The organism is Variovorax rhizosphaerae, from assembly GCF_037889975.1.
In the GTDB taxonomy this organism is placed as follows: domain Bacteria; phylum Pseudomonadota; class Gammaproteobacteria; order Burkholderiales; family Burkholderiaceae_C; genus Variovorax; species Variovorax rhizosphaerae.
In genome coordinates this window covers 221,479-246,782 of sequence record NZ_JBBKZT010000005.1, presented here as the reverse complement: position 1 = coordinate 246,782, position 25,304 = coordinate 221,479, and the positions used below count along the sequence as shown (strand labels likewise).

General features: G+C 65.3%; 22 protein-coding genes and 3 pseudogenes. 9 read left to right on the top strand and 16 right to left on the bottom strand.

What is annotated here, in order from left to right:
• Nucleotides 1-307 precede the first annotated feature (307 nt).
• The 3 genes and pseudogenes from fusA to WKW82_RS12630 form a co-directional block, all read left to right on the top strand.
• Complete coding sequence (gene fusA, locus WKW82_RS12640; protein WP_340342628.1) at nt 308-2,368, top strand: elongation factor G; 2,061 nt, start codon at nt 308-310, stop codon at nt 2,366-2,368.
• A 469-nt stretch (nt 2,369-2,837) separates the two neighbouring features.
• Nucleotides 2,838-3,050: a hypothetical protein gene (locus WKW82_RS12635; protein ID WP_340342627.1), complete on the top strand. Its 213-nt coding sequence runs from the start codon at nt 2,838-2,840 to the stop codon at nt 3,048-3,050.
• A gap of 220 nt (nt 3,051-3,270) precedes the next feature.
• Nucleotides 3,271-3,930: pseudogene (locus WKW82_RS12630) on the top strand (LuxR C-terminal-related transcriptional regulator); the annotation flags it as partial.
• Nucleotides 3,931-4,032: 102 nt separating this feature from the next.
• On the opposite strand, the gene WKW82_RS12625 reads toward WKW82_RS12630, so the two are convergent.
• Complete coding sequence (locus WKW82_RS12625) at nt 4,033-4,875, bottom strand: dienelactone hydrolase family protein (RefSeq protein WP_340342626.1); 843 nt, start codon at nt 4,873-4,875, stop codon at nt 4,033-4,035.
• Between the two features lie 258 nt (nt 4,876-5,133).
• Between WKW82_RS12625 and WKW82_RS12620 the strand changes: the two genes are divergently transcribed.
• Both WKW82_RS12620 and WKW82_RS12615 read left to right on the top strand, forming a co-directional pair.
• Nucleotides 5,134-5,367 carry a hypothetical protein gene (locus tag WKW82_RS12620; RefSeq protein WP_340342625.1) on the top strand — a complete coding sequence of 78 codons (234 nt, stop codon included), beginning with the start codon at nt 5,134-5,136 and terminating at the stop codon, nt 5,365-5,367.
• Nucleotides 5,364-5,585 (top strand): zinc-binding dehydrogenase, encoded by a 222-nt coding sequence (locus WKW82_RS12615; protein WP_340342624.1) that lies wholly within the window; start codon nt 5,364-5,366, stop codon nt 5,583-5,585. Before WKW82_RS12620 ends, WKW82_RS12615 begins: the two co-directional genes overlap by 4 nt.
• Nucleotides 5,586-5,758: 173 nt before the next feature.
• Here WKW82_RS12615 and WKW82_RS12610 read toward each other — a convergent pair whose 3' ends face one another.
• On the bottom strand, nt 5,759-6,658 hold the full coding sequence (locus tag WKW82_RS12610) for an alpha/beta fold hydrolase (protein WP_340342623.1): 900 nt from the start codon (nt 6,656-6,658) through the stop codon (nt 5,759-5,761).
• Nucleotides 6,659-6,739: 81 nt separating this feature from the next.
• Nucleotides 6,740-7,957: an alpha/beta hydrolase gene (locus tag WKW82_RS12605; protein ID WP_340342622.1), complete on the bottom strand. Its 1,218-nt coding sequence runs from the start codon at nt 7,955-7,957 to the stop codon at nt 6,740-6,742.
• Nucleotides 7,958-8,195: 238 nt separating this feature from the next.
• Here WKW82_RS12605 and WKW82_RS12600 point away from each other — a divergent pair.
• Both WKW82_RS12600 and WKW82_RS12595 read left to right on the top strand, forming a co-directional pair.
• Nucleotides 8,196-8,456 (top strand): annotated as a pseudogene (locus WKW82_RS12600) (hotdog family protein); the annotation flags it as partial.
• A 53-nt stretch (nt 8,457-8,509) separates the two neighbouring features.
• Nucleotides 8,510-9,381, top strand: a pseudogene (locus tag WKW82_RS12595) (SDR family NAD(P)-dependent oxidoreductase).
• A 25-nt stretch (nt 9,382-9,406) separates the two neighbouring features.
• Here WKW82_RS12595 and WKW82_RS12590 read toward each other — a convergent pair.
• The 12 genes from WKW82_RS12590 to WKW82_RS12535 form a co-directional block, all read right to left on the bottom strand.
• Entirely contained in the window at nt 9,407-9,571 is a 165-nt protein-coding gene (locus tag WKW82_RS12590; protein ID WP_340342621.1) for a hypothetical protein, read from the bottom strand.
• 214 nt (nt 9,572-9,785) lie between these two features.
• The gene (locus WKW82_RS12585) at nt 9,786-10,004 is read right to left on the bottom strand and encodes a hypothetical protein (protein WP_340340443.1); all 219 of its coding nucleotides are present in this window, start codon (nt 10,002-10,004) and stop codon (nt 9,786-9,788) included.
• A gap of 81 nt (nt 10,005-10,085) precedes the next feature.
• Complete coding sequence (locus tag WKW82_RS12580; protein ID WP_340342620.1) at nt 10,086-11,495, bottom strand: CoA transferase; 1,410 nt, start codon at nt 11,493-11,495, stop codon at nt 10,086-10,088.
• A complete protein-coding gene (locus WKW82_RS12575) occupies nt 11,492-12,424 on the bottom strand; it encodes a dihydrodipicolinate synthase family protein (RefSeq protein ID WP_340342619.1) in 933 nt (310 codons plus the stop codon). The genes WKW82_RS12580 and WKW82_RS12575 overlap by 4 nt, the downstream gene beginning before the upstream one ends.
• A gap of 19 nt (nt 12,425-12,443) precedes the next feature.
• On the bottom strand, nt 12,444-13,472 hold the full coding sequence (gene yjfF / locus WKW82_RS12570; RefSeq protein WP_340342618.1) for a galactofuranose ABC transporter, permease protein YjfF: 1,029 nt from the start codon (nt 13,470-13,472) through the stop codon (nt 12,444-12,446).
• Nucleotides 13,469-14,518, bottom strand: a complete 1,050-nt coding sequence (locus WKW82_RS12565; protein ID WP_340342617.1) for an ABC transporter permease — start codon at nt 14,516-14,518, stop codon at nt 13,469-13,471. The genes yjfF and WKW82_RS12565 overlap by 4 nt, the downstream gene beginning before the upstream one ends.
• Entirely contained in the window at nt 14,511-16,037 is a 1,527-nt protein-coding gene (locus tag WKW82_RS12560) for a sugar ABC transporter ATP-binding protein (RefSeq protein WP_340342616.1), read from the bottom strand. The genes WKW82_RS12565 and WKW82_RS12560 overlap by 8 nt, the downstream gene beginning before the upstream one ends.
• Nucleotides 16,038-17,243, bottom strand: coding sequence for a multiple monosaccharide ABC transporter permease (gene mmsB, locus WKW82_RS12555; protein ID WP_340342615.1), 1,206 nt, complete (start codon nt 17,241-17,243; stop codon nt 16,038-16,040). It lies immediately after the preceding gene.
• Nucleotides 17,233-18,756 (bottom strand): multiple monosaccharide ABC transporter ATP-binding protein, encoded by a 1,524-nt coding sequence (gene mmsA, locus WKW82_RS12550; RefSeq protein WP_340342838.1) that lies wholly within the window; start codon nt 18,754-18,756, stop codon nt 17,233-17,235. The genes mmsB and mmsA overlap by 11 nt, the downstream gene beginning before the upstream one ends.
• Before the next feature lie 68 nt (nt 18,757-18,824).
• A complete protein-coding gene (chvE, locus tag WKW82_RS12545) occupies nt 18,825-19,898 on the bottom strand; it encodes a multiple monosaccharide ABC transporter substrate-binding protein (protein ID WP_340342614.1) in 1,074 nt (357 codons plus the stop codon).
• 197 nt (nt 19,899-20,095) lie between these two features.
• A complete protein-coding gene (locus WKW82_RS12540; RefSeq protein WP_340342613.1) occupies nt 20,096-21,058 on the bottom strand; it encodes an ABC transporter substrate-binding protein in 963 nt (320 codons plus the stop codon).
• Between the two features lie 57 nt (nt 21,059-21,115).
• Entirely contained in the window at nt 21,116-22,567 is a 1,452-nt protein-coding gene (locus WKW82_RS12535; RefSeq protein ID WP_340342612.1) for an aldehyde dehydrogenase family protein, read from the bottom strand.
• Between the two features lie 88 nt (nt 22,568-22,655).
• Between WKW82_RS12535 and WKW82_RS12530 the strand changes: the two genes are divergently transcribed.
• Nucleotides 22,656-23,615 carry a LysR family transcriptional regulator gene (locus tag WKW82_RS12530; RefSeq protein ID WP_340342611.1) on the top strand — a complete coding sequence of 320 codons (960 nt, stop codon included), beginning with the start codon at nt 22,656-22,658 and terminating at the stop codon, nt 23,613-23,615.
• 30 nt (nt 23,616-23,645) lie between these two features.
• On the opposite strand, the gene WKW82_RS12525 is transcribed toward WKW82_RS12530, so the two are convergent.
• Nucleotides 23,646-24,173: a hypothetical protein gene (locus WKW82_RS12525; RefSeq protein ID WP_340342610.1), complete on the bottom strand. Its 528-nt coding sequence runs from the start codon at nt 24,171-24,173 to the stop codon at nt 23,646-23,648.
• A gap of 204 nt (nt 24,174-24,377) precedes the next feature.
• Here WKW82_RS12525 and WKW82_RS12520 point away from each other — a divergent pair, with 204 nt between their 5' ends.
• Complete coding sequence (locus WKW82_RS12520; protein WP_340342609.1) at nt 24,378-25,301, top strand: SMP-30/gluconolactonase/LRE family protein; 924 nt, start codon at nt 24,378-24,380, stop codon at nt 25,299-25,301.
• The last annotated feature ends 3 nt before the right edge of the window (nt 25,302-25,304 follow it).

Genomic DNA, 25,304 nt, shown 5'->3' with positions numbered 1-25,304 from the left:
AGAGCAAGTGAAATGCAGGCCGCCCGACGGGCCCGGGCAAGGGCCGACGCGCCAGATCATGCGCGCCAGTGCGGCCAATGACCAGTGAAAAAGTCACTTCGTCCCGACGGCCGCTCCCCTCACCCCGACCCTCTCCCCGGAGGGGCGAGGGAACAAGACGGTCCCTCGCCTTGTCCTGCGGCCCCTCCGGTCGCACAATGCCCCGAGCCGCAGCGCTTGCGCCCCCACGTTTGCCCGCATTCCGATCGACGCGCTCCGGCGTAAAACGCAGGTACCGTCCCTTTTCGAGGACGGAAGGAGAAGATCCATGCCAAGCCGATCGAACGGCCTTGCGGCCGAACTGGAGAAAGTGCGCACGCTGGCCCTCGTCGGCCCGTCCGCCAGCGGCAAGACCACACTTGCCGAACTCCTCCTCAAGAGCGCAGGCGCCATCGGCGCCACCGGCAGCGTCGAGCGCGGCAGCACCGTGAGCGACCATGACCCGATCGAGCGGCGCATGCAGCACTCGCTCAACTCCTCGGTGATGCACCTGACGCACGGCGCCACCCGAATCCACCTTCTCGACACCCCCGGCGGCCCCGACTTCCTCGGCCAGAGCCTGCCGGCGCTGGAAGCCGTCGAGACCGCCGCAGTGGTCATCAACGCCGCCACCGGCATCGAGCCGATGGCCGTGCGCATGATGGAGTACGCGGCCTCGCGGCACCTCACGCGCATCATCATCGTCAACAAGATCGACTCGCAGGGCGTGTCTCTGCAGGGCCTGCTGGCGGACATCCAGGCCACCTTCGGCCGCGAATGCCTGCCGCTGAACCTGCCGAATGCGATGGACAAGAAGGTGATCGACTGCTTCTTCAATCGGCACGGGCAGTCCGACTTCGGGCCGGTCGAGGCGGCGCACCGGGCGCTGGTCGAGCAGGTGGTGGAGGTCGATGCCGCCTTCGTCGACCGCTACCTGGAAGAAGGCGACGTCGACCCGTCCGAGCTGCATGCCCCGCTGGAACAGGCGCTGCGCGAAGGGCACCTGATCCCGGTGTGCTTCGTCTCGGCGCGCAGCGGCGCCGGCGTGTCCGAGTTGCTGGACGTGATCGTGCGGTTGCTGCCCGACCCGACCGAAGCCAACCCGCCCGACTTCCTGCTCGGCGAAGGCGACGACGCCAAGCCGATGTCCGTCTCGCCCGATCCGTCGCTGCATGTGCTGGCGCATGTGTTCAAGGTCACAGTCGATCCGTATGTCGGCAAGATGGGCATCTTCCGCGTGCACCAGGGCACCCTCACCCGCGACAGCCAGCTCTTCATCGGCGATGGCCGCAAGCCCTTCAAGGTGGGGCACCTGTTCATGCTGCAGGGCAAGAACTATGTGGAAGTACCGCGCGTGCTTCCAGGCGATATCGCGGCCGTGGCCAAGGTCGACGACATCCACTTCGATGCGGTCCTGCACGACGCGGCCGAGGACGACCACGTGCACTTGGCGCCGCTGGACTTCCCGATCCCGGTGCATGGCCTGGCGATCGAACCCAAGCGGCATGGCGACGAGCAGCGCATGTGGGAGATCCTCGGCAAGCTGGTCGATGAAGACCCGTGCCTGCGGCTGGAGCATGCGGTGGTCACCAACGAGACCATCGTCTACGGTCTTGGCGAACTGCACCTTCGCGTGCTGCTGGAGCGGCTGCGCGAGGTCTACAAGTTCGAGGTGAACACGCGCCCTCCCCGCATCGCCTACCGCGAGACGGTGACGATGCCGGCCGAAGGCCACCACCGGCACAAGAAGCAGAGCGGCGGCGCGGGCCAGTTCGGCGAGGTGTTCCTGCGCATCGAGCCACTGGCGCGCGGCGCTGGCTTCCAGTTCGCTGACGAGGTGCGCGGCGGCACGATTCCGGGCCAGTTCATTCCGGCGGTGGAGAAAGGCGTGCGCGAAGTGCTGGAGCACGGCGCGATCGCAGGCTATCCGGTGGTCGATGTGAAAGTGATCGTGTACGACGGCAAACACCACAGCGTGGACAGCAAGGACATCGCCTTTGCCACGGCAGGTCGAAAGGCCTTCATCGCGGCCATCCAGGCGGCGCGCGCGATCGTGCTGGAGCCGATCGTGAACGTCGACATCGCCTCGCCGGATCGTGTGGTCGGCGATGTGACCGGAGACCTGTCAGGCCGTCGCGGGCTGGTGACGGGTACGTCCAATGGTGCGGCAGGGATGGTGCTGATCCGCGGGCAGGTGCCGCTGGCGGAGTTGTCGGGCTACCAGTCGCGGCTCAATGCGCTGACGAGTGGGCAGGGGCGGTACACGATGGAGTTGTCGCACTACGAGGCGGTGCCGCCGTCGGTGCAGCAGACCTTGATGGGGCAGCATCATCAGAAGGATGAGGAATGACACGGTGTGTCTTCTACCGAAGCCACCGGTCTCGAGCCTGCGGCGTTGAAGGTTGACCCATGAAAATGCCAGAGGCGCCTGCGACGTGGTTCCGAGTTCATCGTCGAACCGCCGAACGGGCGCAAAGTCCACGCGATTGGTGGCCCAGTCTGGGCAGGAAAGCCTATGGAGCCACGGCTGTTGCTGCTCGGTCCAGCGAGCATGAGCTTGAGTTTCGAGAAGACTGATCCTGTCGGCGACTACAGGATCACCGCGACCATCAAAGACAAGGTTCTGGACGGGTACTTTCCGTCGCGACTCCACTGAAAGTCACCAGGTGACCCAAGCGCCGCGACGGTGCGATCCGCTCTCCTTCATTGGCGCCCACCAAAGGCGGCAACCTCATCCGCCGCCTGCCGCCCTACCCGGCCGGAACATCGACCATGCGCACAGTCTGGCATGCCCGCAACGAGCATGACGCGGGCCACGCGTGGTTACGCGACATGCTCGCGTGGGGCGCTGCCTCATCGGGCTGAGCTTCGCGCTGCAGGGCCGCATGACGGAGACCGAGCGCACCTACCGCGAGGTGCTGCGCGAGGCCGAACCGGGCGGTGCCGTCTGCGCCGAGCCGGCCTACCTTGCGACCTCGCTCCTCGGCGAGGTCCTGTATGAAGTCGACGAGATCGATGCGGTGCGCGAGTAGCTCGAAGACCGCGTCGACGTGCTCGAACGGCTGTCGATTCCGGACTCGGTGCTGCGGCTGCTGGCGATCCTGTCCAACGCGCATTGGGCCGCGGGCAGGCAATTGGAGAGCCTCGCGTACCTGGAGCGTCTGGAAGACTATGCGACGAAGCTCGGCCTCGACCGACTGCTGACGCACAGCCTGGCCTACCAGGTGCCATCGGCGCCTGTTGCAGGGCGACATGACGGCCGCCGAGGCGCTTGTCGCGCGCCTGGACGCCATCGAGACGCGGCACGCGGATGTCGAAGGCACCAGCATCGCCGGCGAGGTTTTCGCGATCGCGGAGCGCGCGCGCATTCGCTGGCTGTTGGCCCAGGGCGACCTGGAACGCGCGGCGGCGCTTATCCAGGCCCTGCTCGGCTGGATGGCGCCGCGCCATCGCCAACGGTTGTTCGCCCAGCTCCTGCTGTTGCGCGCCGTCATCGAGCTGCGTCGCGGCCGGCATGCCGTGGCGCTCGAATGTGCGGTGGACGCGCTGCGCCGCGGACATCGCATGGGATTGATGCGCACGCTGCTCGAAGCCGACCCGCTGGCGCCGCAGCTCATCCGCGAACTCGCCGAAGATCGATCGCTGGACCCCGTGCTGGCGTGCCATGCCGAGAAGCTCGGCGCGGCATCCCGCCACATGCTGCCGGCCGCGCGTGAGGCGTCGGCGGCTGCCGTTCGACCCCGCGCAGCCGATCGCCTGGCCGAGACATTGAGCGAGCGCGAACGCGATGTCGTGCGCCTGCTCGCGCAAACGATGCCCAACAAGAAGATCGCTCGCACGCTGGGTGTGTCGCCCGAGACGGTCAAGTGGCACCTGAAGAACATCTATCTCAAGCTCGGTATCGCCGGGCGCGACGAGGCGGTGGCGCGCTTGCGCGATCTTGAATGGTGGGAGGCGGGTAAGACACCCAGGACACCGCGGCACCCGGGTGAGTTCGCCAGCCGACACCTGCGATCAGGCCAGTGCCGTGCTGAATGTCGCCAGCAGGCGCGTCCAGGCGCGTTCGGCCTGCGCGGCATCGTAGACCTGTGTATCGGGCGGGCACCAGCCGTGGGCCGCTGGGTACACCTCCACCTCGGCTGACAGCTTGGCGGCGTCGAAGGCGGAGCGCAGGGTGACCTTGGCTTCGGGATCCTTCTGATCGTCGTTTTCGGCCACTGCGATCAGGTAGCGCGCCTGCGTCTGGGCCACCAACCGATGCGGGCTGTCGGGCGCCGGTGTCACCATGGCGGCGCCGTGGAAGGTTCCGACGGCGCCCACGCGGTTGGGCGCCACGGTGGCCGTGCGCACCGCCATCGGCCCGCCCATGCAGTAGCCGGTGGTACCCAGTTTGCGCGCCTTGTCCACCTGGGGTTGGGCATCGAGCCAGGCGACGAAGGCTTTGCCGTCGCTGAGATGCATGGCTGGCGTCAGGGCCTGCATCAGCGGCAGCACTTCGGGGATGGGCGTCTTGCCGCCTTGCGCCGCGGTAGGTGCCTTCTTCTGCCGGTAGAAGGGGTTCACCACCAGCACGCTGTAGCCGGACTCGGCCAGCCGCCGGCCCATCTGCCTGAAGGCCGGGCGAAGACCAAAGATGTCGGGCCACACGAGCACGCCGGGTGCGGTGCCCGCCGTGGGCGCGACAAAGTACGCGTCGCAACTGCCATCGGGGGTGGTGATGGTCACCTCGCGCTCGGCCACGGCCACGGCATTGGCCACGCCGGGCAACGTGGTCAGCACGCCGGCGGATGCGGCCCATGCAGCGAAGTCGCGGCGCGTGTACTTCTTGAGTTCGTCCTGGTCGTTCAGATCACACATGGTTGATTCACCTTCTTGGGACACATCGGAAGTCAGCTTGTGCCACGAGTCCGGGCGGGGAGCAAGCATGTTTTTCCCCGCTGCAGAAGACAGGGTCCGCGGTGGACGCAGCGCCTGGAGACTGGATCAGCCCTCAGGTAAAACCCTCCCCCGTGCACGGGGAGGAGGTGGGGCGGGCTCGAAACTTATCGTTGAGGCACCGACGCGCGAGCACGCAAAGCGCCTGACTTCACAACCGCCCAACCGATCAAGACCTCCATGAAATCGCTCGCGCAGCACCCGGCCATCCAAGCCATCGCACTCGCCGCCAGAGTGCTGCCTGGCGCCGCCATGCCCGCACGCACGAACGCCCAGACCCCGCCGCCCGAAGAGGGGCAGGTGATCGCCAGGGAAGCTGCCATCTACGACTTTCCGCTGGTCGACAACTACCGCGTCCTGCACGCCTGTTTCGTCGACCGCAGCAGCGCAAGCAGCGCCGAGGTATTGCCATGAAAGCGTTCCAGCTTCTCAGGGCCGGCCAGATGGGCGAACTGCGCGACGTCGACGTGCCAACGCCGAAGGCGGGCGAGGTCGTCGCGCTGGCACAGGCGGGGCGCATCCGCACGAACGTCCAGTACTTCGACATCGAGGACACCGCCGAGGCGTATCGCCTGCTGGAAGACGGGAAAGTCGAAGGCCGCATCGTGATCACGCCGAACGGGCTTGGCTGAACCCATCCAGCGATGCGGCTGACGGGGCCTCATCGCTATTTCTGGAACGACAAATTGTTGTGACTGCGGAGCACGCGCCTTTGTGGCAATTCGGCCATGAATTGTTCCCCGGGCAAGGGCCGCCAACCAGAGTCTTCTGCTCCGAAGAAGTGATGCTTGCAAAGCGCGCTGGCTCACTTTCGCGCGAGGAACTCATCTACGGTGGCCGCGAAACCTGCAGCATCTTCGCTTGGCCACATGTGCTTCTGCCCCGGCACAACGATTGGCCCACCGCGCTGCAGACAACGTGCCGCCTCGTCGGCGATGATGCGGAAGTACGGCCGCACCTGCCCGCCCCGCGCGATCGCAACAGGCCTCTTGATTTTCGCCAGCTGCTCGCAGCTGATCTGCCGTACGTTCTTTTCATCGAAGATGACCGCCATGGAGTGAGCGCTGTCGAGTTGCACGGCTTGCGTAGCGGCCGATTGGGCGTCGAAGTAGCTCGGCCTTTCACCGACGCCGTCGATCAGCCGCTTTACCGCCAGCGCGTTGTCGCCGCTCCGCACCGCCTGCACCACAGGGCCGGCATACGCCGCGCCATCGTCGCTGAGCGCCTTGAGTTGAGCCGGATCGGTGACGAACGTCGGATGCGACGGCTCGAAGACAAATGCGCTCTTCACCAACTCGGGATGATCAAGCGCAACTGCGAGCGCGGTTTGCCCACCGTAAGACCAGGCGACGAGATGAACCGGGCCAACGCTGAGGCCACGCAAGAAGGAGACAAGGTCATCGGCATGGGTCTGAATCCCGAACGCTGGCCAGCTCTGCACCCATGGCTCAGGACCGAAGTAGCGTTGCGTGTAGGAAATCGCCTGATAGCCGCGGGCGGCAAGCGCAGCGCGCTGTCGATCCCAGGTCCTGTAGTCCGACACCCCTCCGTGTATGAAGACCACCGGAATGCCTTGGCCTTCAACGACATACGGCAGTTCAAAGCCGTTGACGTGCATGGTCCTTGGGGTGGGCACTGTCTGGCAGCCGAAGAGCACTGCGATGCAGGCTGCTGCGGTGGCAAGGGTCTTGGCAATGTTTGGCATGCGAGCCTCCGTCTTGGAAGAAGCGGTAACCTCGCAAGCATCGGCTGTGGGGGGCGCGGCGTCCTGAACAACCGCCGATATTCAGACGAATTTTTCAGATATCAGAGCTCCTGGCGCCGTCGGGGACGGGACAGCCAGGAACTTGTCAATCTGGGCCATGACGCACTCGAAGGCGGGCTCTCCGGGCAGCGGCACGTGGTTGCGACCCGCGAAGGTCTCCAAGTGCGCCCCCTTGATGCCCGCGGCAATCAGGCGTCCTTCCTCGAATGGAACAAGGGCGTCGTCCGGGTTGTGCAGCACGAGGGTCGGACACCGCACACGTTGCACTTCGGCCGTCGCGTCGTAGAGGGCTCCCGTGCGCCAGATGGTCGCTGCGTCCTGAGGCGAACAGGCAACGCGCTGCAACTGGTTCCAAGAATCCTGTTGCTCGACGCTGGCACCTGGGAATGCGTACGACGTCCAGATTTGCCGCAGCGCAGAGTTCTCCTTTCCCCACCCCTCTTGGAGGACGCCGCAAAACGCTTCAATGCTCTCCGTCGAAGCCGATTGCTCACCGCGACGGCTTTGTCCGCGCAGGAACCCGCCGACTGTGACGAGGTGACTCACGCGATCAGGGTGACGCGCAGCGTAGCTGATGGCGATCGCGCCACCCTGCGAGCGGCCGAGTAGCGCAAAACGCGAGAAGCCCGCTGCGTCGACGACGGCTTCCAGGTCCCTCACTGCGTCATCCAGCGTTGCCATCTGCACGCCGCGATCGGACAGACCACACCCACGGCCGTCGTAGCGCAGCAGTTTGTAGCGCTGCGACAAATGCCTGAGGAACTCGCCGGCCACTGAGCTGCGAAAGTCCCATTCGACATGCGTCATCCAATGCGCCGCGCGTACAAGGGGCGGTCCAACGCCGCTGATGGCATACGCGATACGGATGCCGTTTGCACTGCTTGCAAAGCGGATGTCCTGCTTGAAGTCGGCGGCCGGCGCCGCATCGATCACCATTCGATACCCACGCTTGGGCTCAGTCTGGATGATGCGGTGAGCGACGTCGCCGAGCACACGGCGCAGGTCCTTGATGCATTGCACGAGGCTGTCGTCGGTCACCACGATTTTTGACCAGACGAAGTGCATCAACTCCTCCTTGGGCACCACCCGACCAGCGTGAAGGGCAAGGCAGTGCAATACCGCAGCCGTTTGCGGACGCAGCGCGACCCGCTGGCCCGACGCTACTTCACGAAGCTCCCTATGCTGCAGGTCGAATACGAACCCTGGAAGTGCAATCGCAGGAAGCGGCTCAGTCGGCATCACAGGTCCTCCGGCAGCGTGGGCGCAATGCGCTCGGCTGCATGATATTGCTCACATTTGCCGCAGGTGCAAGCAGGCCTGTTCCCAGTCGTAACTTCAAGATCAGCTTACGCGCAAATCCGCCAAATCGAATCGCCAACGCGATGGCCGCTTTGGTCGTCCAAGCCGAAGACCGAATGGTGCGATAGCGGGGTCGCCGCAGGGATGCAGACGGGCTATGTCCGCAGTCCCTTCCAGGATGCCGGACGTGTTTGCGCACGGCATGTTGTCGATGGCCTACCTCGGCCGGTTGCTCACGCAATGGGTCGACCAGGCGCAACTGCGCAGCTTCGGCGTCCGCTTCACCGGCATCACGCACCTGGGCCACGTCGTCACCTGCAGCGGCAAGGTCACGGAGAAGTTCGAGCACAACGGCGAACGCCGTGCGCGGCTCGAGATCCAGACCACCAACCAGTACGGCGACACCCGAATCTTTGGTGACGCGGTCGTCGCGTTCTAAGCCCCCAGGGCCAGGCCATGCCCGGCCCGCCCCCCGAGGGTGAGCAAGTCGAGATGGCAAAGCCACATCGACTCGAAATCCAATTCATCAACCACACGGAGAAACACAAAAAAAAGCTCGACGGCAAGGTGGCACTGGTCACCGGTTCCGGCCGCGGCGTCGGCCAAGCCATTGCCATGAAACCGGCCAGCGAAGGCGCGCGACTGGTCGTGAACGACCTTGACGCCGATCCGGCGTATGAGACGGTCGAGATGCTGAAGAAGCAAGGCGTCGACGCGGTGGCCTGCGTCGGCAGCGTGACCGCGCCCGACTTCGCCGAGCGTTTCATCGAGACCGCGGTCGACAACTACGGCGGCATCGACATCCTCGTGAACAACGCGGGCTACACATGAGACGACGTGCTCCAGAAGATGACGGACGAGCAGTGGCACGCGATCATCGATTGCCATCTCGGCGCACCGTTCCGCATCCTTCGCACGGCCTACCCGGTTATCAAGGCCAAGGCGCAGGCCGAAGCCGCTGAAGAGGTGTTCCGCAAGGTGGTCAAGATCTTGTCGGTGTCGGCGCTCAACGGCAACGCGGGGCAGATGAACTATTCGACCGCCAAAGCCGGCGTGATCGGCATGACGCGCACCCTGAGCCGCGAGTGGGGCCGCCTCAAGGTCAACGTCAACGCCGTGGCTTTCGGCCTGATCCACACGCGCATACCAATGCGGACGCCAAGGCCGGCGCGACGATCAAGATCGAAGGGCGGGACATCCGCGTCGGCGTGAATCCGGAACTGATCAAGGCCCACGCCCAGGTCACGCCGCTGGGTCGTGGCGGCACGCCGGAAGAGGCGGCCGGCTCGGTCTACCTGTTCTGCTCGCCCGAGTCGAACTACATCACGGGCCAGACAATCGCCGTCGCGGGCGGGCCGCAGTAATCGGGCTGACGCGCCAAGGGAGGCGTTAGCTGGACTTGGACGCCCGCGCCACCGCGGCTTCCAGCACTTCGACGCTCGCCGGGCTCGCCCTCTGCCGGCGTGCCTCGGCCTGCAGCAGCGCGGGGCCGGTGTCGCCGGCCAGTTCTTCCAGTTGCGCCATCAGTTCGCGGCGGCGGCGCACCAAGGCCACAGTCGGGGTTTCGCGGGCCCGACGGGCCCTGACAAGAACGAGCGCCGCAACGATCGCCATCGCGAGCACGCCGCACCACACAACCCAATTCGATCTCAACGCTTCCACAACTGCCACTCCCGACTTCAATCTCTGACCAGAGCGTGGTTATAGGACCAAAGTTCTCGCAAACGAGGCCGCTGAAACCGACCGTTACCCATTGCCTCCTCTCAACCTAGAAAAAGCAGTTGGATGCGCCCGAGTGCGCCGTGATCGGCGTGCCAGGCAAGGCGGGAGAACGCGGCGGGCTCATGCCCGCAAGGCCGAGCAACGCCGCATGGCGCGTCGAGCGCGGTGCAATCGGGTGCATAGCGCTCTCACCTCGGCGGCGAACGTGATCGAAGGCGGAGGTTTCAGGCTCCATGCTGCTTTTCCAAAGGTTGAGCGCGGTCAACTGCTTTTTCTAGGCTCAATTGAGGATCCTGTGTTCCAACGCACGGATCGGCAGGCAGGCATGCCGACGGGTGCGCGCCTTTCAGCGCGCAGTCGGCGGCCAGACGGGCGGATGCGTGCCTGGCGGCATCGACGGGCGAGTCCATCCGGCGGGTGTGCGGGACAGCCGGGCACTGTGGCGCAAGGCCGCGAGTCGGCCGAAGCCGGAGTCCGTGGTCTCGACTTGCGGCTGCACATCGGGCCTTGCGGCCGACAGTCCACCCGATACACGACCGAGCGAGCGCAGCCACTGCCCGGTCTGTGCCAGTGACACCTGCACATGCCAGCTTCCGCCTTCCCCTTGCTGGCGCGCCAGCGCGACGGCGGCGCCGAAGGCCATGAGGTAGCCGCTCGCTTCATCGAGGATCTGCATCGGCATGGGGCGCGGCTTGCCGTCGCCGGCGGCTTCGCCCTCCGCATGGTTGAAGCCCATGGCGGTCTGCACCAGCGAATCGAAGCCGCGTCGACTGGCCCACGGGCCTTGTGTGCCGTAGGCCGTGAGCGAGACGCAGACGATGCCTGGTCGCAGGCGCGCGACCTGTTCCGGGCCGAATCCCAAGGCCTCCAGCCCGCCGGGGCGATAGCCCTGGCTGAACACATGCGCATCGGCGAGGAGGCGCCGCATCGCATCGCGGCCGGTGTCGCTGTGCAGGTCGACGTGCGTGCTGAGCTTGCCGCGGCTGGTGTCGGCGATGGCCACGATGTTGGGCAGGTTCGGCGAGTTGACGAGCATCACGTCCGCGCCGTGGGCGGCGAGCGCCTTGCCGCCCACGGGGCCGGCAAGGATGCGCGTGAGGTCGAGCACGCGCAGGCCGGTCAGCGGGCGTTGGTCGTCGCGCAGAGCTGGCAAGGCCAGCGGTGGCGCATCGCCGATGCGGTCGATGGTGAACAGCGGCTGCGTGGAAATGGCTTGGCCTTGCGGCGTTGCGTCCCAATCGTCGAAGCGCCTCAGCGCGGTGGCCACGAGCTTGCGCCGGGCGGCGGCGTCCTCGAAGTCGAGCGCACGCCAACCGAGCATCGCCCGCTCCGCATCGGCGCGCTGCGCTGTCGCCGGGTCCAGGCCGAGCAGGCGCAAGGCCCCCTCACGATGGTGCGCAAAGTTGGCATGCACGCGCACATGGCCGTCGGCGCAACGGTAGAGGCCGGAGAACGCGTCCCAGATGTCCGGCGCCTGGCCGTCGAGGCTGAACCACCCGGTGCATTCGATGGCGGCCTCGCGCATGTCGACCGTCATCTGCTGGCGAGCGGCGCCGCGCACATGGCCAAGTTCGCAGGCTGCGAGCGCGGCAGCGGCGATGGTGGCTTGCGCTGCGGTGCCGACCGCAAAGGAAGAAGGGAAGACCGGGTCGCTGCCCGTCAGGTGGGCGAATCGCAGCGCCTCAGCGGGCAAGCCTGCCATCCACCACAGGTGACGGAGAACGTCTGAACTGTTCAGCAGCGGCGCGTCATTCATCGACCCCAGCGTAGCACCAGCGGGTCGAGGCGCTTGGCCACTTCCAGCAATCCCGAGCGCGTGTCGGGGTGCATCGACGGCCACGGATGTCGCGGCGCCTCGCAAGCGATCACGCCGCCCTCCTTCATCAAGGTCTTGGCGGCCAGGAAGCCAGCCTGGCGGTTCTCGTAGTTGATGAGCGGGAGCCACTTTTCGTAGATCGCGAAGGCCTTCTCGCGGTCGCCTGCACGATGCGCCTCGATGATCGGACGGATGCCATCCATGTAGCCGCCGCCGGTCATCGAACCCGTGGCGCCGGCGTCCAGGTCCGACATCAGCGTGATGGCTTCCTCGCCATCCCAAGGGCCTTCGATGGCCTCGCCGCCAAGGCGGATCAGCTCGCGCAACTTGGAGGCGGCGCCGGCGGTCTCGATCTTGAAGTAGGCGAGGTGCTCGATCTGCTGGGCCATGCGTGCAAGCAGCGCGGCCGACAGCGGCGTGCCGGCCGCCGGCGCGTCCTGGACCATGATGGGGATGTTGATCGCATCCGACAGCCGCGCGTAGAACTCCTCGATCTTCGGCTCCGGCACGCGGAAGGTCGCGCCGTGGTACGGCGGCATCACCATCACCATGGCCGCACCCATGTCCTGCGCGCGGCGGCTGCGTTCGGCGCAGACCTTGGTGCTGAAGTGGGTGGTCGTGACGATCACCGGCACGCGGCCCGCGACGTGTTCGAGGGCCGTGCGCGTGAGCACCTCGCGCTCCTCGTCCGACAGCAGGAACTGCTCGGAGAAATTGGCCAAGATGCAGAGGCCGTCGGAGCCGGTGTCGATCATGAAATCGAGGCAGCGCTTCTGGCTTTCGAGGTCCAGTTCGCCGGCCTCGTTGAAGGTGGTCGGCACGACCGGGAAGATGCCGCGATAGCGCGGGTTGGAGCGGGTGTTGGTCATGGATGTCCGATGTGGAGGGTCAGCGCCTTGGGGAGCGCGAGGTGAAGAAGCGTTGCAGAAGGCAGAACACGAAGAGCAATGCACCGACGACGATGCGCGTCCACCAGGAGTTCAGCGTGCCGTCGAAGGAGATCAGCGTCTGGATGATGCCGAGCATCAGCACGCCGAACAGCGTGCCGGCCACATAGCCGACGCCACCCGTGAGCAAGGTGCCGCCGATCACCACGGCCGCGATGGCGTCCAGTTCCAGCCCGACCGCATGCAGCCCATAGCCCGAGAGCATGTAGAAGGTGAAGATCACGCCGGCCAGTGCCGAGCAGAAGCCCGACAACGTGTAGACGCCGATCAAGGTCGAGCGCACCGGCAGGCCCATCAGCAGCGCCGAGTTCTCGCTGCCGCCAATGGCGTACACCGTGCGACCGAAGGGCGTGCAGTGCGCGACGAAGATCGCCACCAGCATCACCACGATCGCGATCACCGCGCTGATCGACACCGATGCATCGCCCCACACCGGGATGCGGATCTGCGAGACCTGCGTGTACCACTCGTTCTGGATGCTGACGGAGTCGATGCTGATCACATAGCAAAGCCCGCGTGCCAGGAACATGCCGGCCAGCGTCACGATGAAAGGCTGCAACCGGAAGCGCTCGATCAGCAGCCCCATGAACGCGCCGAACAGCGTGCCCATCAGCAGCACCAGCGGGATCACTGCGAGCGGGCTCCAGCCGTGCTTCTCGACGAGCGAGGCCGACACCATCGTGGTCAGCGCGATGACCGAACCCACGGAAAGATCGATGCCGCCCGACAGAATCACGAAGGTCATGCCCACCGCGACCACGATGAGGAAGGCGTTGTCAATCAGCAAGTTGAGGAACACCTGCGCGGAGAAGAAGCCGGTGTACATCACCGACCCCAGCGAAGCCATCACGACAAACAGCGAGATCGTCGCCGCCAATGGCAAGTACTTGGGATTGAGTGTCTTCCTCCCTCTCCCGCCAGCGGGAGAGGGCCGGGGTGAGGGTGCATCCTTCGCCAACACCGCGCTCATTTCTGAAGCCCCAACGCCGGCCGCTGCACAAAGCTACGCACCGTCCCCCGAAACTCCGCCGACTGCATCAACATCACCAGGAACACCACCACCGCCTTCACCACCAGGTTGATCTCCGGCGGCACACCCAGCGAATAGATCGCATACGTCAGCGTCTGGATGATCAACGCCCCGATCACGCTGCCCACCAGACTGAAACGCCCACCCGTCAATGCTGTACCACCCAGCGTCACCGCCAGGATCGCATCCAGCTCCAGCAGTTGCCCCGCGTTGTTCCCATCCGCGCTCTTCACGTTCGAGCTGATGAGCAACCCGGCGATCCCCGCACACATGCCACAGAACGCGTAGGCCCCGACGATCAGCCGCCGCGCCTGAATACCCGACACCCGCGCCGCCGTCGGATTGATGCCCACCGCCTGGATGAACAAACCCAGGGCCGTGCGCGTGATGGCCAGGTACAGCAGCAGGAACACCGCCGCCGCGATGTACACCGAGAACGGCAATCCGAACAGGTACCCGCTGCCCAGGAAGAAATACGGCGCGTAGTAGATCGTGATGATCTGCCCCTCGGTGATGAGCTGCGCGATGCCGCGCCCCGCCACCATCAGGATCAGCGTCGCGATGATCGGCTGCATGCCCACCTTGGCCACCAGCAGCCCGTTCCACAGCCCGCAAGCCAGCGCCAACGCCACCGCTGAAATCAGCGCCAGCCACATCGGAAAGCGACTCACATCCGGCTTGACCGAGCCGCCGATCATCCAGGCCGCCAGCGCCGCCGCGATCGCCACCACCGCGCCCACCGAGATGTCGATGCCCCGCGTCGCGATCACCAGCGTCATGCCCAGCGACACCAGCACCAGCGGCGCCGCTCGGTTCACGATGTCGATGAGGCTGCCGTACAAGTGCCCGCTGCGCACCTCGATGTGCAGGAAAGTCGGGTTGAAGGCCGTGTTGAGCGCGAGCAGCAGGAACAGCGTGACCAGCGGCCAGGCAAGCCGATGCTTCATCAAGGCGTTCAAGGGATTGGGAGTTGTTGCTTCAGGCATGTTCGGCCGCGATCATTTCGTACACGTCGTCCTCGCTCGCGCCGCCGGGCAGTTCGCCCACCTTGCGCCGGTCGCGCAGCACCACGATGCGATGCGCCACGCGCACCACCTCGCTCATCTCCGACGAGATGAACAGCACCGCCATGCCGGCCTGCGCCAGCTTGAGGATCTGTTCCATGATTTCCTGCTTGGCCGCCACGTCGATGCCGCGCGTGGGCTCGTCGAGGATCAGCAGGCGCGGCTCGGTCGCGAGCCAGCGCGCGATCATGGCCTTCTGCTGGTTGCCGCCGGAGAGCAGGCCGATGGGCGTCTCCACGCTGGTGGTCTTGATGCCGAGCGCGGCCACGAACTTCTCCGCCAGCGCGGTCTGCTCCGCCTTCGACAGGAAGCGCCGCGTGCCCAGCCGGGCCTGCAAGGCGAGTGCGATGTTCTCGCGCAGCGACAACTCGGCGACGATGCCATCAGTCTTGCGCTCCTCCGGGCACAAGGCCAGACCTTGCTGGATCGCATCCACCGGGTTCGCGAACTTCTCAGTCTTGCCGTCGATCTTCAACACGCCTCGGTCGGGCGCTTCCAGCCCGAACAACAGTCGCGCCAGCTCGGTGCGACCCGCGCCCAGCAGCCCGGCCAGTCCCACGATCTCACCGGCCTGCACGCGCAAATCCATCGCCTGCAGTTGCCCGGCCTGGCCCACGCCTTCCGCCTGCAGCAGCGCCGTGGCATATTCATCGAACACGGGCAGTTCCGCAGGCCGCGCCGACTGCGCCGCCAGTTCACGCCCCAACATTGCCGCGATCAGCGCCTGCGACCCCAGTTCGCTGGCCCGCCACTCACCCACCCAAGCCCCGTTGCGCAACACCGTGATGCGGTCCGACACCGCATACACCTGGTTCAGGAAGTGCGTGACAAAGACGATGGCCAAGCCTTCGCCACGCAGGCGCCGCAGCACCTCGAACAGCTTGTGCACCTCGTCGTCATCCAGGCTCGACGTCGGCTCATCGAGGATCAGCACCTTCGACTGCACGCCCAGCGCGCGCGCAATGGCGACCATCTGCTGCACCGCCACCGAATAGCTCGACAGCAGCCGCGTCACGTCGATGTCCAGCCCGATGCGCGCCAGCAGTTCCTCGGCCTGCCGGTTCACCGTGCCCCAATCGATGCGATAGCCCTGCGCCATGCCCCGGCGCGGATAGCGCCCCGCGAACACGTTCTCCGCCACCGAAAGATTCGGGCACAGGTTCACCTCCTGGTAGACCGTGCTGATGCCCAGCTTCTGCGCCTCCAGCGGCGACGATGGCCTGATCGCCCCGCCGCCCAATCGCATCTCGCCGCCGCTCGAAGGAAACACCCCCGTGAGCACCTTGATGAGCGTCGACTTGCCCGCCCCGTTCTGCCCCATCAACGCATGGATCTCGCCGGGGTACAGCCGCAACTGCACATCGCGCAGCACCTGCACACCGGAAAAGTCCTTGGAGATCCCGGTGAGTTCAAGAACGGGCGCGACGTCGGAAGAAGCCATTTACTTGTTCTTGTTGTAGACGTCGATGAACACCGCGGCCAGCAGCACCAGGCCCTTGATCACCTGCTGGTAGTCGATGCCGATGCCGAGGATCGACATGCCGTTGTTCATCACGCCCATCACGAAGGCGCCGATCACTGCGCCCATCACCTTGCCCACGCCGCCCGATGCCGATGCACCGCCGATGAAGCAGGCCGCAATCACATCCAGCTCGAAGCCCAGCCCGGCCTTCGGCGTCGCCGTGTTGAGACGCGCGGCAAACACCAGCCCGGCCAACGCCGCCAGCACGCCCATGTTCACGAAGGTGAAGAACGCGAGCCGCTGCGTCTTGATGCCCGACAACCGCGCCGCCTTCTCGTTGCCGCCCAGCGCATAGATGCGCCGGCCGACGGTGGTGCGGTTGGTGACGAAGTCGTAGGCCACGATCAGCACCGTCATCACGATCAGCACGTTCGGAAGCCCCTTGTACGAGGCCAGCAGATAGCTCAAGTACAGCACCACGCCCGCGAAGAACAGGTTCTTGACCAGGAAGAAGGCGTAAGGCTCCTGCGCCATGCCATGCGCAGCCAGCTTGACCCGGCCGCGCAGCGCAACGACGAGCATGGCCGCCGCGGCCACCGCACCCAGCACGACCGAAGTGGTGCGCATCGACTCACCACCCAGCACATCGGGAATGAAGCCCGAACTCAAGCGCTGGAACTCCGTCGGAAACGGCCCGACCGACTGCCCCGCCAGCAGCGCCAGCGACAGCCCCTTGAACACCAGCATGCCCGCCAGCGTCACGATGAAGGACGGAATCCGGAAGTACGCGACGAACCACCCCTGCGATGCACCGATGACGCCCCCCGCAACGAGGCAAACGATCGTCGTCGGCACGAAGTGCCAGTCGTACTCCACCATCAGCACCGCCGCCAGCGCACCGATGAAGCCGCACACCGAGCCCACCGACAAGTCGATGTGCCCCGCCACGATCACCAGCAGCATGCCCAGCGCCATGATGACGATGTAGCTGTTCTGCAGCAGCAAATTGGTGAGGTTCAGCGGCCGCATCAGCGTGCCGTCGGTCAGCACCTGGAACAGCACCATGATCGCGACCAGCGAGATCAGCATCCCGTATTCGCGCAGGTTGTTCTTGAGGAAGCCGGTGCCCCCCGTCGGCACGGCCGGCGCCGCGGCGGCCGGCGCAACTTTCACTTCACTCGTCATGGACTGAACTCCCCGAATTGACAATGGCCCGCATGATCTTTTCCTGTGTGGCCTCCCCGGCCACGTACTCGGCGACAAAGCGCCCTTCGTTCATCACGTAGATGCGATCGCACATGCCCAGCAGCTCCGGCATCTCCGACGAGATCATCAGGATGCCCTTGCCCTCGCTCGCGAGCTGGTCGACGATGGTGTAGATCTCGTACTTGGCGCCCACGTCGATGCCGCGCGTGGGCTCGTCGAGCATCAGCAGCTCCGGCTCGGCGAAGAGCCACTTGCTCAGCACCACCTTCTGCTGGTTGCCGCCCGACAGGTTGACCACTTGCTGGTACACGTCGGAGCAGCGGATGTTGAGCGCCTTGCGGTAGTTGGCTGCGACCTGGTATTCACGCCCCTCGTCGATCACCATCGCGCTCGACACCGCCTCCAGGTTGGCCAGGCTGATGTTGGTGCGGATGTCTTCCTCCAGCACCAGGCCGTAGCCCTTGCGGTCCTCGGTGACGTAGGCGATGCCGTGGTCGATCGCCTTGCGGATCGTGCTGAGGTCGACTTCCTTGCCATGCATCAGGGCCGTGCCGCTGATCTTCTGCCCGTAGGAACGCCCGAACACGCTCATCGCGAACTCGGTGCGCCCGGCACCCATGAGGCCGGCGATGCCGACGATCTCGCCCTTGCGCACATGCAGGTTCACGCCCTTGATCTGTTCGCGGTCGGCATGAAGCTCATGGTGCACGCGCCAGTCGCGCACCTCGAAGATGGTCTCGCCGATCTTCGGCGAGCGTTGCGGATAGCGGTGCGCCATGTCGCGCCCGACCATGCCGCGGATGATGCGGTCCTCGCTGATCGGCGTGGTGCGGCAGTCCATCGTCTCGACCGTGCCACCGTCGCGCAGCACGGTGATGGAGTCGGCCACCTTGGCAATCTCGTTGAGCTTGTGCGAGATGATGATCGACGCGATGCCCTGCGCCTTCAGCTCCAGCAGCAGCATCAGCAACGCATCGCTGTCGCTTTCGTTCAGGCTGGCGGTGGGCTCGTCGAGGATCAGCAGCTTCACCTCTTTCGACAAGGCCTTGGCAATCTCCACGAGCTGCTGCTTGCCCACGCCGAGGTTGGTGATGAGCGCGGTGGGCTGCTCGTGCAGTCCCACCTTGGCCAGCAGCTCGCGCGTCCGCGCATAGGCCTGGTACCAGTCGATGACGCCGCCGCGCGCTGTCTCGTTGCCGAGGAAGATGTTCTCGGCAATGGACAGCAGCGGTACCAGCGCCAGCTCCTGGTGGATGATGATGATGCCGAGCTTCTCGCTGTCGGCAATGCCCTTGAAGCGGCGAAGCTGGCCTTCGTAGTGGATCTCGCCGGTGTAGGTGTCGGCGGGGTAGACCCCGCTGAGCACCTTCATCAAGGTCGACTTGCCGGCGCCGTTTTCTCCGACGACGGCATGGATTTCACCCGCGCGCACCGCGAGGTTGACGTTGTCGAGCGCATTCACCCCCGGAAACGTCTTGGTGATGCCGCGCATCTCCAGAATGGTGTCGTTCACTTGTTCTCTCCCGTCAGTCCCCGCAGGCAATCAGGCAGGCAGGCGCCTTACTTGATCTGCGCCTCGGTGTAGTAGCCGCTGTCGATCAGCACCGGCTTCCAGTTGCTGAGGTCCACGCTCACCGGCTTCAGCAGGTACGAGGGCACCACCTTCACGCCGTTGTTGTAGGTCTTGGTGTCGTTGACTTCAGGCGTCTTGCCCGAGGCCATGGCTTCCACCATCGCCACCGTCACCTTGGCCAGCTCGCGCGTGTCCTTGAAGATGGTCGAGGTCTGCTCCTTGCGGATCATCGACTTGATCGACGGCACTTCGGCGTCCTGGCCCGTCACCACTGGCATGGGCTGCGAGGCTGAGCCGTAGCCCACGCCTTTGAGCGAGGACAGGATGCCGATCGACAGGCCGTCATACGGCGACAGCACCGCATCGACGCGGTCCTTGGTGTAGAAGGCCGACAGCAGGTTGTCCATGCGCGCCTGCGCCACCGCGCCGTCCCAGCGCAGCGTGCCGACCTTGTCCATGCCCATCTGCTTGCTGCGCACCACCAGCTTGCCGCTCTTGATGTAGGGGTCGAGCACCGACATCGCGCCGTTGTAGAAGAAGAAGGCGTTGTTGTCGTCCGGCGAGCCGCCGAAGAGCTCGATGTTGAACGGACCCTTGCCTTCTTTCAGCTTGAGCGATTTCTCGATCGATTGGGCTTGCAGGACACCGACCTGGAAGTTGTCGAAGGTGGCGTAGTAGTCGACGTTCTTCGAATTCTTGATGAGGCGGTCATAGGCGATGACCTTCACGCCCTTGTCTGCAGCCTTTTGCAGCACGTCCGACAGCGTGGTGCCGTCGATGGCGGCGATGACAAGGACCTTGGATCCCTTGGTCACCATGTTCTCGATCTGCGCGAGCTGGTTCGGGATGTCGTCATCGGCGTATTGCAGGTCGGTCTTGTAGCCCTTCTCCTTGAAGTACTTGACCATGTTGTTGCCGTCGGCGATCCAGCGGGCCGAGGACTTGGTCGGCATCGAGATCGCGATCGGGCCCTTGTCCTGCGCCTGCGCGAGCGAGGCAACGCCGATGAGGCCCGTGGCGGCGATGCCGGCGAGCAAGGTCTTGAGGAATGTGCGTTTCATTAGAGATCTCCTTGGGTATGCGTGTTGTGCGTTGTAGTGCGGGCTGCGATTCTCGTGCCGGAAGCACCGCGGGGCCAGCTATTGCCGGGCCGCGAATCCCGTTCCAGCAACACCGCGGAACCGGCCTTGCCGGCCCGATGGTGTGGCCCCCCGCCAGGGGTTGGAGCAGCGGCACGACGTGCCGCGCATCCTGTCGCTCAATACTTGCGTGACGGGAATTCCTTGGCCGCCACTTCCATCGGGAAGATGCCCTCTTCCGTCACGATGCGCTTGGGCAGCGACTTGCCAGCCTTGATGTCCTTCACGGCGCTCATCAGTTGCGGGCCCAGCAGCGGGCTGCATTCCACCGACACGTTCAGCTTGCCGGCGATCATGGCTTCGAAGGCGCCCTTCACCGCGTCGATCGAGATGATGGTGATGTCCTTGGCCGGCTTCAGGCCCGCTTCCTCGATCGCCTGGATCGCGCCGATGGCCATGTCGTCGTTGTGCGCGTAGAGCACATTGATGTTCTTGTCGGCCTTCAGGAAGGCTTCCATCACTTCCTTGCCCTTGGCGCGGGTGAAGTCGCCGGTCTGCGAACGCGTGATCTTGAACTTGGGGTCGGCCTTGATGATTTCCTCGAAGCCCTTCTTGCGGTCGATCGCCGGTGCCGAGCCCACGGTGCCCTGCAACTCGACGATGTTGATCGGACCCTTGTTGTCCTTCATCTTCTCGACCAGCCACTTGCCAGCCTTGCGGCCTTCCTCGGTGAAGTCCGAGCCCATGAAGGTCACGTAAAGCGAGGTGTCCTTGGAGTTGACCGAGCGGTCGGTCAGCACCACCGGGATCTTCGCGGCCTTGGCTTCGAGCAGCACCGTGTCCCAGCCGGTTTCCACGACCGGCGAGAACGCGATCACGTCGACCTTCTGCGCGATGTACGAGCGGATCGCCTTGATCTGGTTTTCCTGCTTCTGCTGCGCGTCGGAGAACTTGAGCTCGATGCCTGCCGCCTTGGCCGACGACTTGATCGACTCCGTATTGGCGGTACGCCATTCGCTTTCAGCGCCGACCTGCGCGAAGCCGAGAACGATCTTGTTTTGCGCGAAGACAGTGGCCGGCAGCAGGCCCGTGAGCGATGCGGCGGCGAGTGCCTTGGTCAGGGTGCGGCGTGTCAGTTTCATGGTGATGTTCTCCTGGTTGGCGTGATGACTACTAGAAATGTTCGACCCCGGTCGCGATCAGGCCAGCGTGTAGCCCGTCTTGACCGTGGTGTAGAACTCCGCTGCGTAACGGCCCTGCTCGCGCGGGCCGTAACTCGATCCTTTGCGCCCGCCGAAGGGCACGTGGTAGTCCACGCCCGCCGTCGGCAGGTTGACCATCGTCATGCCGACCCGCGCATGCCGCTTGAAGTGCATCGCATGCTTGAGCGAGGTGGTGCAGATGCCGGCGCACAGGCCGAAGGGCGTGTCGTTGGCCAGGGCCAGCGCATGCTCGTAGTCGTCGGCGCGCAAAACGCAGGCGATCGGCCCGAAGATTTCTTCGCGCGCCACGCGGTGCTCCGGCTTGGCCAGGAACAGCGCCGGGCTCATGAAGTGGCCGACCGTCGCGCGCTGCAGCGTCTCACCACCCGACAAGTGCTCCGCGCCTTCGTCCCGCGCGATGCCCATCCATGCTAGGTTCTGCTCCAGTTGCGCACGGCTGACCACCGGGCCGATGTGCACGCCGGGCTCCACCGCATGGCCGACGCGCAAGGCCGCCATGCGCTGGCCCAGCCGCGCGACAAAAGCGTCGAACACCCTGGCCTCGACCACCAGCCGGCTCGATGCCGTGCAGCGCTGACCGGTCGAGTAGTACGCACCTTGCACCGCGCAATCGACCGCCTTGTCGAGGTCAGCATCGGCCAGCACCACGAGCGGGTTCTTGCCGCCCATCTCCACCTGAACCTTGGCGCGGCGCGCGGTGGCGCCTTGCAGGATGCGCTCGCCCGTCTCCGCCGAGCCGGTGAAGCTCAAGGCATCGACGAGCGGACTGTCGACCAGCGTCTGGCCCACTTCGCGACCGCTGCCCATGACCAGGTTGAAGGCGCCCGCCGGCAAGGCGGCGCGGCTGATGATTTCGGCCAGCGCCCAGCCGCAACCCGGCACCAGTTCGGCCGGCTTGAACACCACGGTGTTGCCATAGGCCAGTGCCGGCGCGATCTTCCAGGCCGGAATCGCCAGCGGAAAGTTCCAGGGCGCGATCAACCCGACCACGCCGACCGGCTCGCGCGTGACGTCCACATGCACGCCCGGCCGCACCGAGGCGATGCTTTCGCCGCCCGCGCGCAGTGCCTCGCCTGCGAAGAACTTGAAGATCTGACCGGCCCGGGTTGCCTCCGCCACCGCCTCGGGCAAGGTCTTGCCCTCCTCGCGTGCGAGCAGCAGGCCCAGTTGATCCTTGCGCGCGAGGATCTCGCTGCCGATCTGGTCGAGCACATCCGCGCGACGCTGCGGTGTGGAATGACTCCAGTGCTTGAAGGCATCGGATGCCGCGCGGATCGCCAGCTCCGTCTGAATGCGATCGGCCCGCGCGTACTCGGCCACCACCTCGCTCGTGTCCGACGGGTTTTCGCTCAAACCGGTGGTCACACCTGTCTCCCAGCGGCCATTGATGTAATGGCGGGCGCGTTGGGTCAGATCACTGCGTTTCAAAGTGGCGCGAGTGTAGGAATGTCACCGATATCTTTCAAATCGTAAATTTGCTTGAATCGATATCAATTCCAGCATTGACGTTTACCCCATGACCCACTACACGCACTGGTTCATCCGTGCGCGACTCAAGACCCGCCAACTGCTGCTGCTCGTGGCACTGGCCGAGGAAGGCAACATCCACCGCGCGGCCCAGGTGCTGAACATGACCCAGCCGGCCGCATCGAAGCTATTGAAGGATCTGGAGGACGTGCTGGAGGTGTCGCTGTTCGACCGGCTGCCGCGCGGGATGCGGCCCACCTGGTATGGCGAAACCATGATCCGGCACGCCCGCGTCGCGCTCGCCACGTTGAACGAGGCGCACGATGAACTCAACGCATTGAAGGCCGGCCGCTTCGGCCAGGTGAACGTCGGTGTGATCACCGCGCCGGGCCTGGCGCTGTTGCCGGGCGCGGTGGCCGCAGTCAAGCGCGAGCAGCCGAACCTGCGCATCTCGGTGGAGATCGAGACCAGCCCCGTGCTGATGGAGCGCCTGGAGCAAGGCAAGCTCGACATCCTCGTGGCCCGCCTGTTCGCGGAGCACGACAAGTCCAAGCTGCGCTATGAAGCCCTGACCGAGGAGCCGGTATGCGCCCTGGTCCGCCCCGGCCATCCGCTGCTGGGCATGAGCGGGCTGACGCTGCGCGACGTGGTGTCGGCCGGCTGGATCGTGCCGCCCGCGGGCAGCGTGTTGCGGCACCGCTTCGACCTGATGTACCAGGAGGAAGGCCTGCCGCCGCCGCTCAACGTGATCGAGAGCGCGGCCCTCCTTTTCATCACCCGCATGCTGCAACAGAGCGACATGATCGCCGTGCTGGCAAGCGACGTGGCGCAGTACTACGCCTCGCACGGCATCGTTGCCATCCTGCCGATCGAACTGCCCTGCCACATGGACATGTTCGGCATCATCACCCGCACCGACCGTCTGCTGTCGCCGGCGGCGAAGATCATGATGAATGCGTTGAAGAGTGAGAGCCTGGCGGTTTATGGGCGGAGGCTGGAGGTGGATTGACGCCGCCCGAGGCGCCAGCCGCGTCCTGCCCTATTTCTTGAACTCCTTGCCCCAGACCCGCACGGCGACCATGTCCTTGGCCGTGCCGTTGAAGGTGAACTTGACCTTGATGCCGGCGTTCTCCGGAATGGTCACATCGAGCGGGTTGGTGGTGTCAGAGGACAACTCATGCGCAAAGGCGTCCTTGTCGAGGATCAGCACGGTGCCCCGCTTCTGCAGGTTGATCATGCGCACTGGCTTCTTGCCGTGGTTCCGGAGTGCGAACTCCGCATCGACGCGGTCGTCCGAAGCTGCCGCAATGGTCAAAAGCCTGGCATCGACCTTCGCCTCGAACTCCGCGAGGTTGGAAACCAGGACAGCACCGTCCGCCGCCTCCCCGGTCTTGCGGCCATCGGTCACGCCGTCCGACACGCCACTCATCATGCTCTTGCCCAGCGAGATGGCACCCGACGTGGCGCTCTTCACAGCCTTCTTGACCGAGCTTTCTTCCTGCGCGGGTTCTTCGGCCAGCGCCGCGGCAGATGCCAGCACGGCCAATGCAATCACGAACTTCTTCATCGTCGATTCCTCCCTTTTCCCGCTGCAATGGCGGGGTGCGCGCGACTATATCGCCACGCGTTGTCGAAGGGGCCGTGCGTTCGAATCAACCGCCCGACGGGGCCGGCAGGCCATCACGGTTCATGCGCGGAATTCACCTCGCTCGTATCGCCGGACTGCCCTACGATTCCCGGCGCCCCTTCCCGACAACTACAACAAGACTGCATGAACACACAAACCGCCGCCCTGCCCGCGCCGACCTTGCTCGGCCCCCTCGAATGCCTCTGGGCCGCAGCCGCCACTCTGGGCGAGGGCACTTGCTGGTCGCAGCGCGAGCAGGCGCTGTACTGGGTCGACATCGTGTCGTGTCGCCTGCATCGCTTCACACCGGCGGACGGCTCACGCGCAAGCTGGGAGTTCGATGAAGAGATCTCCGCCGTGGCAGAACGCGCGAGCCAGCCCGGCCTGATCGTCACGCTGCGGCGCGGCTTCGCCCTGTTCGATCCGGCCCGGCCCGACCGCAAACCCGAGTACCTGCATCAACCCGAACCCGAACTGACCGCCAACCGCTTCAACGACGGCAAGTGCGACGCCCAAGGCCGCTTCTGGGGCGGCTCGATGGACCGGGACTGCGTGGCGCCGACGGGCTCCCTCTACCGCTACGACCCCGACGGCCGCTGCACGAAGCACGAGACCGGCATTGCCGTGAGCAACGGCCCGACCTGGTCGCTGGACGGCAAGACGATGTACTTCAACGACACCGTGACCCAGCGCGTCTACGCCTGGGATGTCGACACCGCCTCGGGCAACCTCTCCAACAAGCGCCAGTGGTTGCGCTTCGCCAAGGACGACGGCTACCCTGACGGCATGACCACCGATGCGGCCGGCCGCCTGTGGATTGCCCACTGGGGCGCCTCGTGCATCACCTGCCACGACCCCGTGAGCGCGGCCGAGTTGTACCGCCTGGTATTGCCCACGCGCCACATCACCAACTGCGCGTTCGGCGGGGCCGACATGAGCACCATGTTCATCACCAGCGCGGCCAGCGGGCTGACGGCCGAGCAACTGGAAGCGGAGCCCTTGGCGGGCGGCTTGTTTGCCGTGCGGATCGACGGCGGCGGCGTCGCGGCGAACCTGTTTGGCGGTTGAGGC

Excerpts from the sequence above, each read along its gene's own strand:
- fusA (WP_340342628.1), top strand. The coding sequence starts at position 308 with ATGCCAAGCCGATCGAACGGCCTTGCGGCCGAACTGGAGAAAGTGCGC.
- WKW82_RS12625 (WP_340342626.1), bottom strand. The coding sequence starts at position 4,875 with ATGTGTGATCTGAACGACCAGGACGAACTCAAGAAGTACACGCGCCGC.
- WKW82_RS12525 (WP_340342610.1), bottom strand. The coding sequence starts at position 24,173 with ATGAAGAAGTTCGTGATTGCATTGGCCGTGCTGGCATCTGCCGCGGCG.
- WKW82_RS12620 (WP_340342625.1), top strand. The coding sequence starts at position 5,134 with ATGAAATCGCTCGCGCAGCACCCGGCCATCCAAGCCATCGCACTCGCC.
- WKW82_RS12575 (WP_340342619.1), bottom strand. The coding sequence starts at position 12,424 with ATGACCAACACCCGCTCCAACCCGCGCTATCGCGGCATCTTCCCGGTC.
- mmsA (WP_340342838.1), bottom strand. The coding sequence starts at position 18,756 with ATGCGCGGCATCACCAAGACGTTTCCGGGGGTGAATGCGCTCGACAAC.
- WKW82_RS12530 (WP_340342611.1), top strand. The coding sequence starts at position 22,656 with ATGACCCACTACACGCACTGGTTCATCCGTGCGCGACTCAAGACCCGC.
- yjfF (WP_340342618.1), bottom strand. The coding sequence starts at position 13,472 with ATGAGCGCGGTGTTGGCGAAGGATGCACCCTCACCCCGGCCCTCTCCC.
- WKW82_RS12615 (WP_340342624.1), top strand. The coding sequence starts at position 5,364 with ATGAAAGCGTTCCAGCTTCTCAGGGCCGGCCAGATGGGCGAACTGCGC.
- WKW82_RS12580 (WP_340342620.1), bottom strand. The coding sequence starts at position 11,495 with ATGAATGACGCGCCGCTGCTGAACAGTTCAGACGTTCTCCGTCACCTG.
- mmsB (WP_340342615.1), bottom strand. The coding sequence starts at position 17,243 with ATGACGAGTGAAGTGAAAGTTGCGCCGGCCGCCGCGGCGCCGGCCGTG.
- WKW82_RS12605 (WP_340342622.1), bottom strand. The coding sequence starts at position 7,957 with ATGCCGACTGAGCCGCTTCCTGCGATTGCACTTCCAGGGTTCGTATTC.
- chvE (WP_340342614.1), bottom strand. The coding sequence starts at position 19,898 with ATGAAACGCACATTCCTCAAGACCTTGCTCGCCGGCATCGCCGCCACG.
- WKW82_RS12540 (WP_340342613.1), bottom strand. The coding sequence starts at position 21,058 with ATGAAACTGACACGCCGCACCCTGACCAAGGCACTCGCCGCCGCATCG.
- WKW82_RS12520 (WP_340342609.1), top strand. The coding sequence starts at position 24,378 with ATGAACACACAAACCGCCGCCCTGCCCGCGCCGACCTTGCTCGGCCCC.
- WKW82_RS12610 (WP_340342623.1), bottom strand. The coding sequence starts at position 6,658 with ATGCCAAACATTGCCAAGACCCTTGCCACCGCAGCAGCCTGCATCGCA.
- WKW82_RS12560 (WP_340342616.1), bottom strand. The coding sequence starts at position 16,037 with ATGGCTTCTTCCGACGTCGCGCCCGTTCTTGAACTCACCGGGATCTCC.
- WKW82_RS12565 (WP_340342617.1), bottom strand. The coding sequence starts at position 14,518 with ATGCCTGAAGCAACAACTCCCAATCCCTTGAACGCCTTGATGAAGCAT.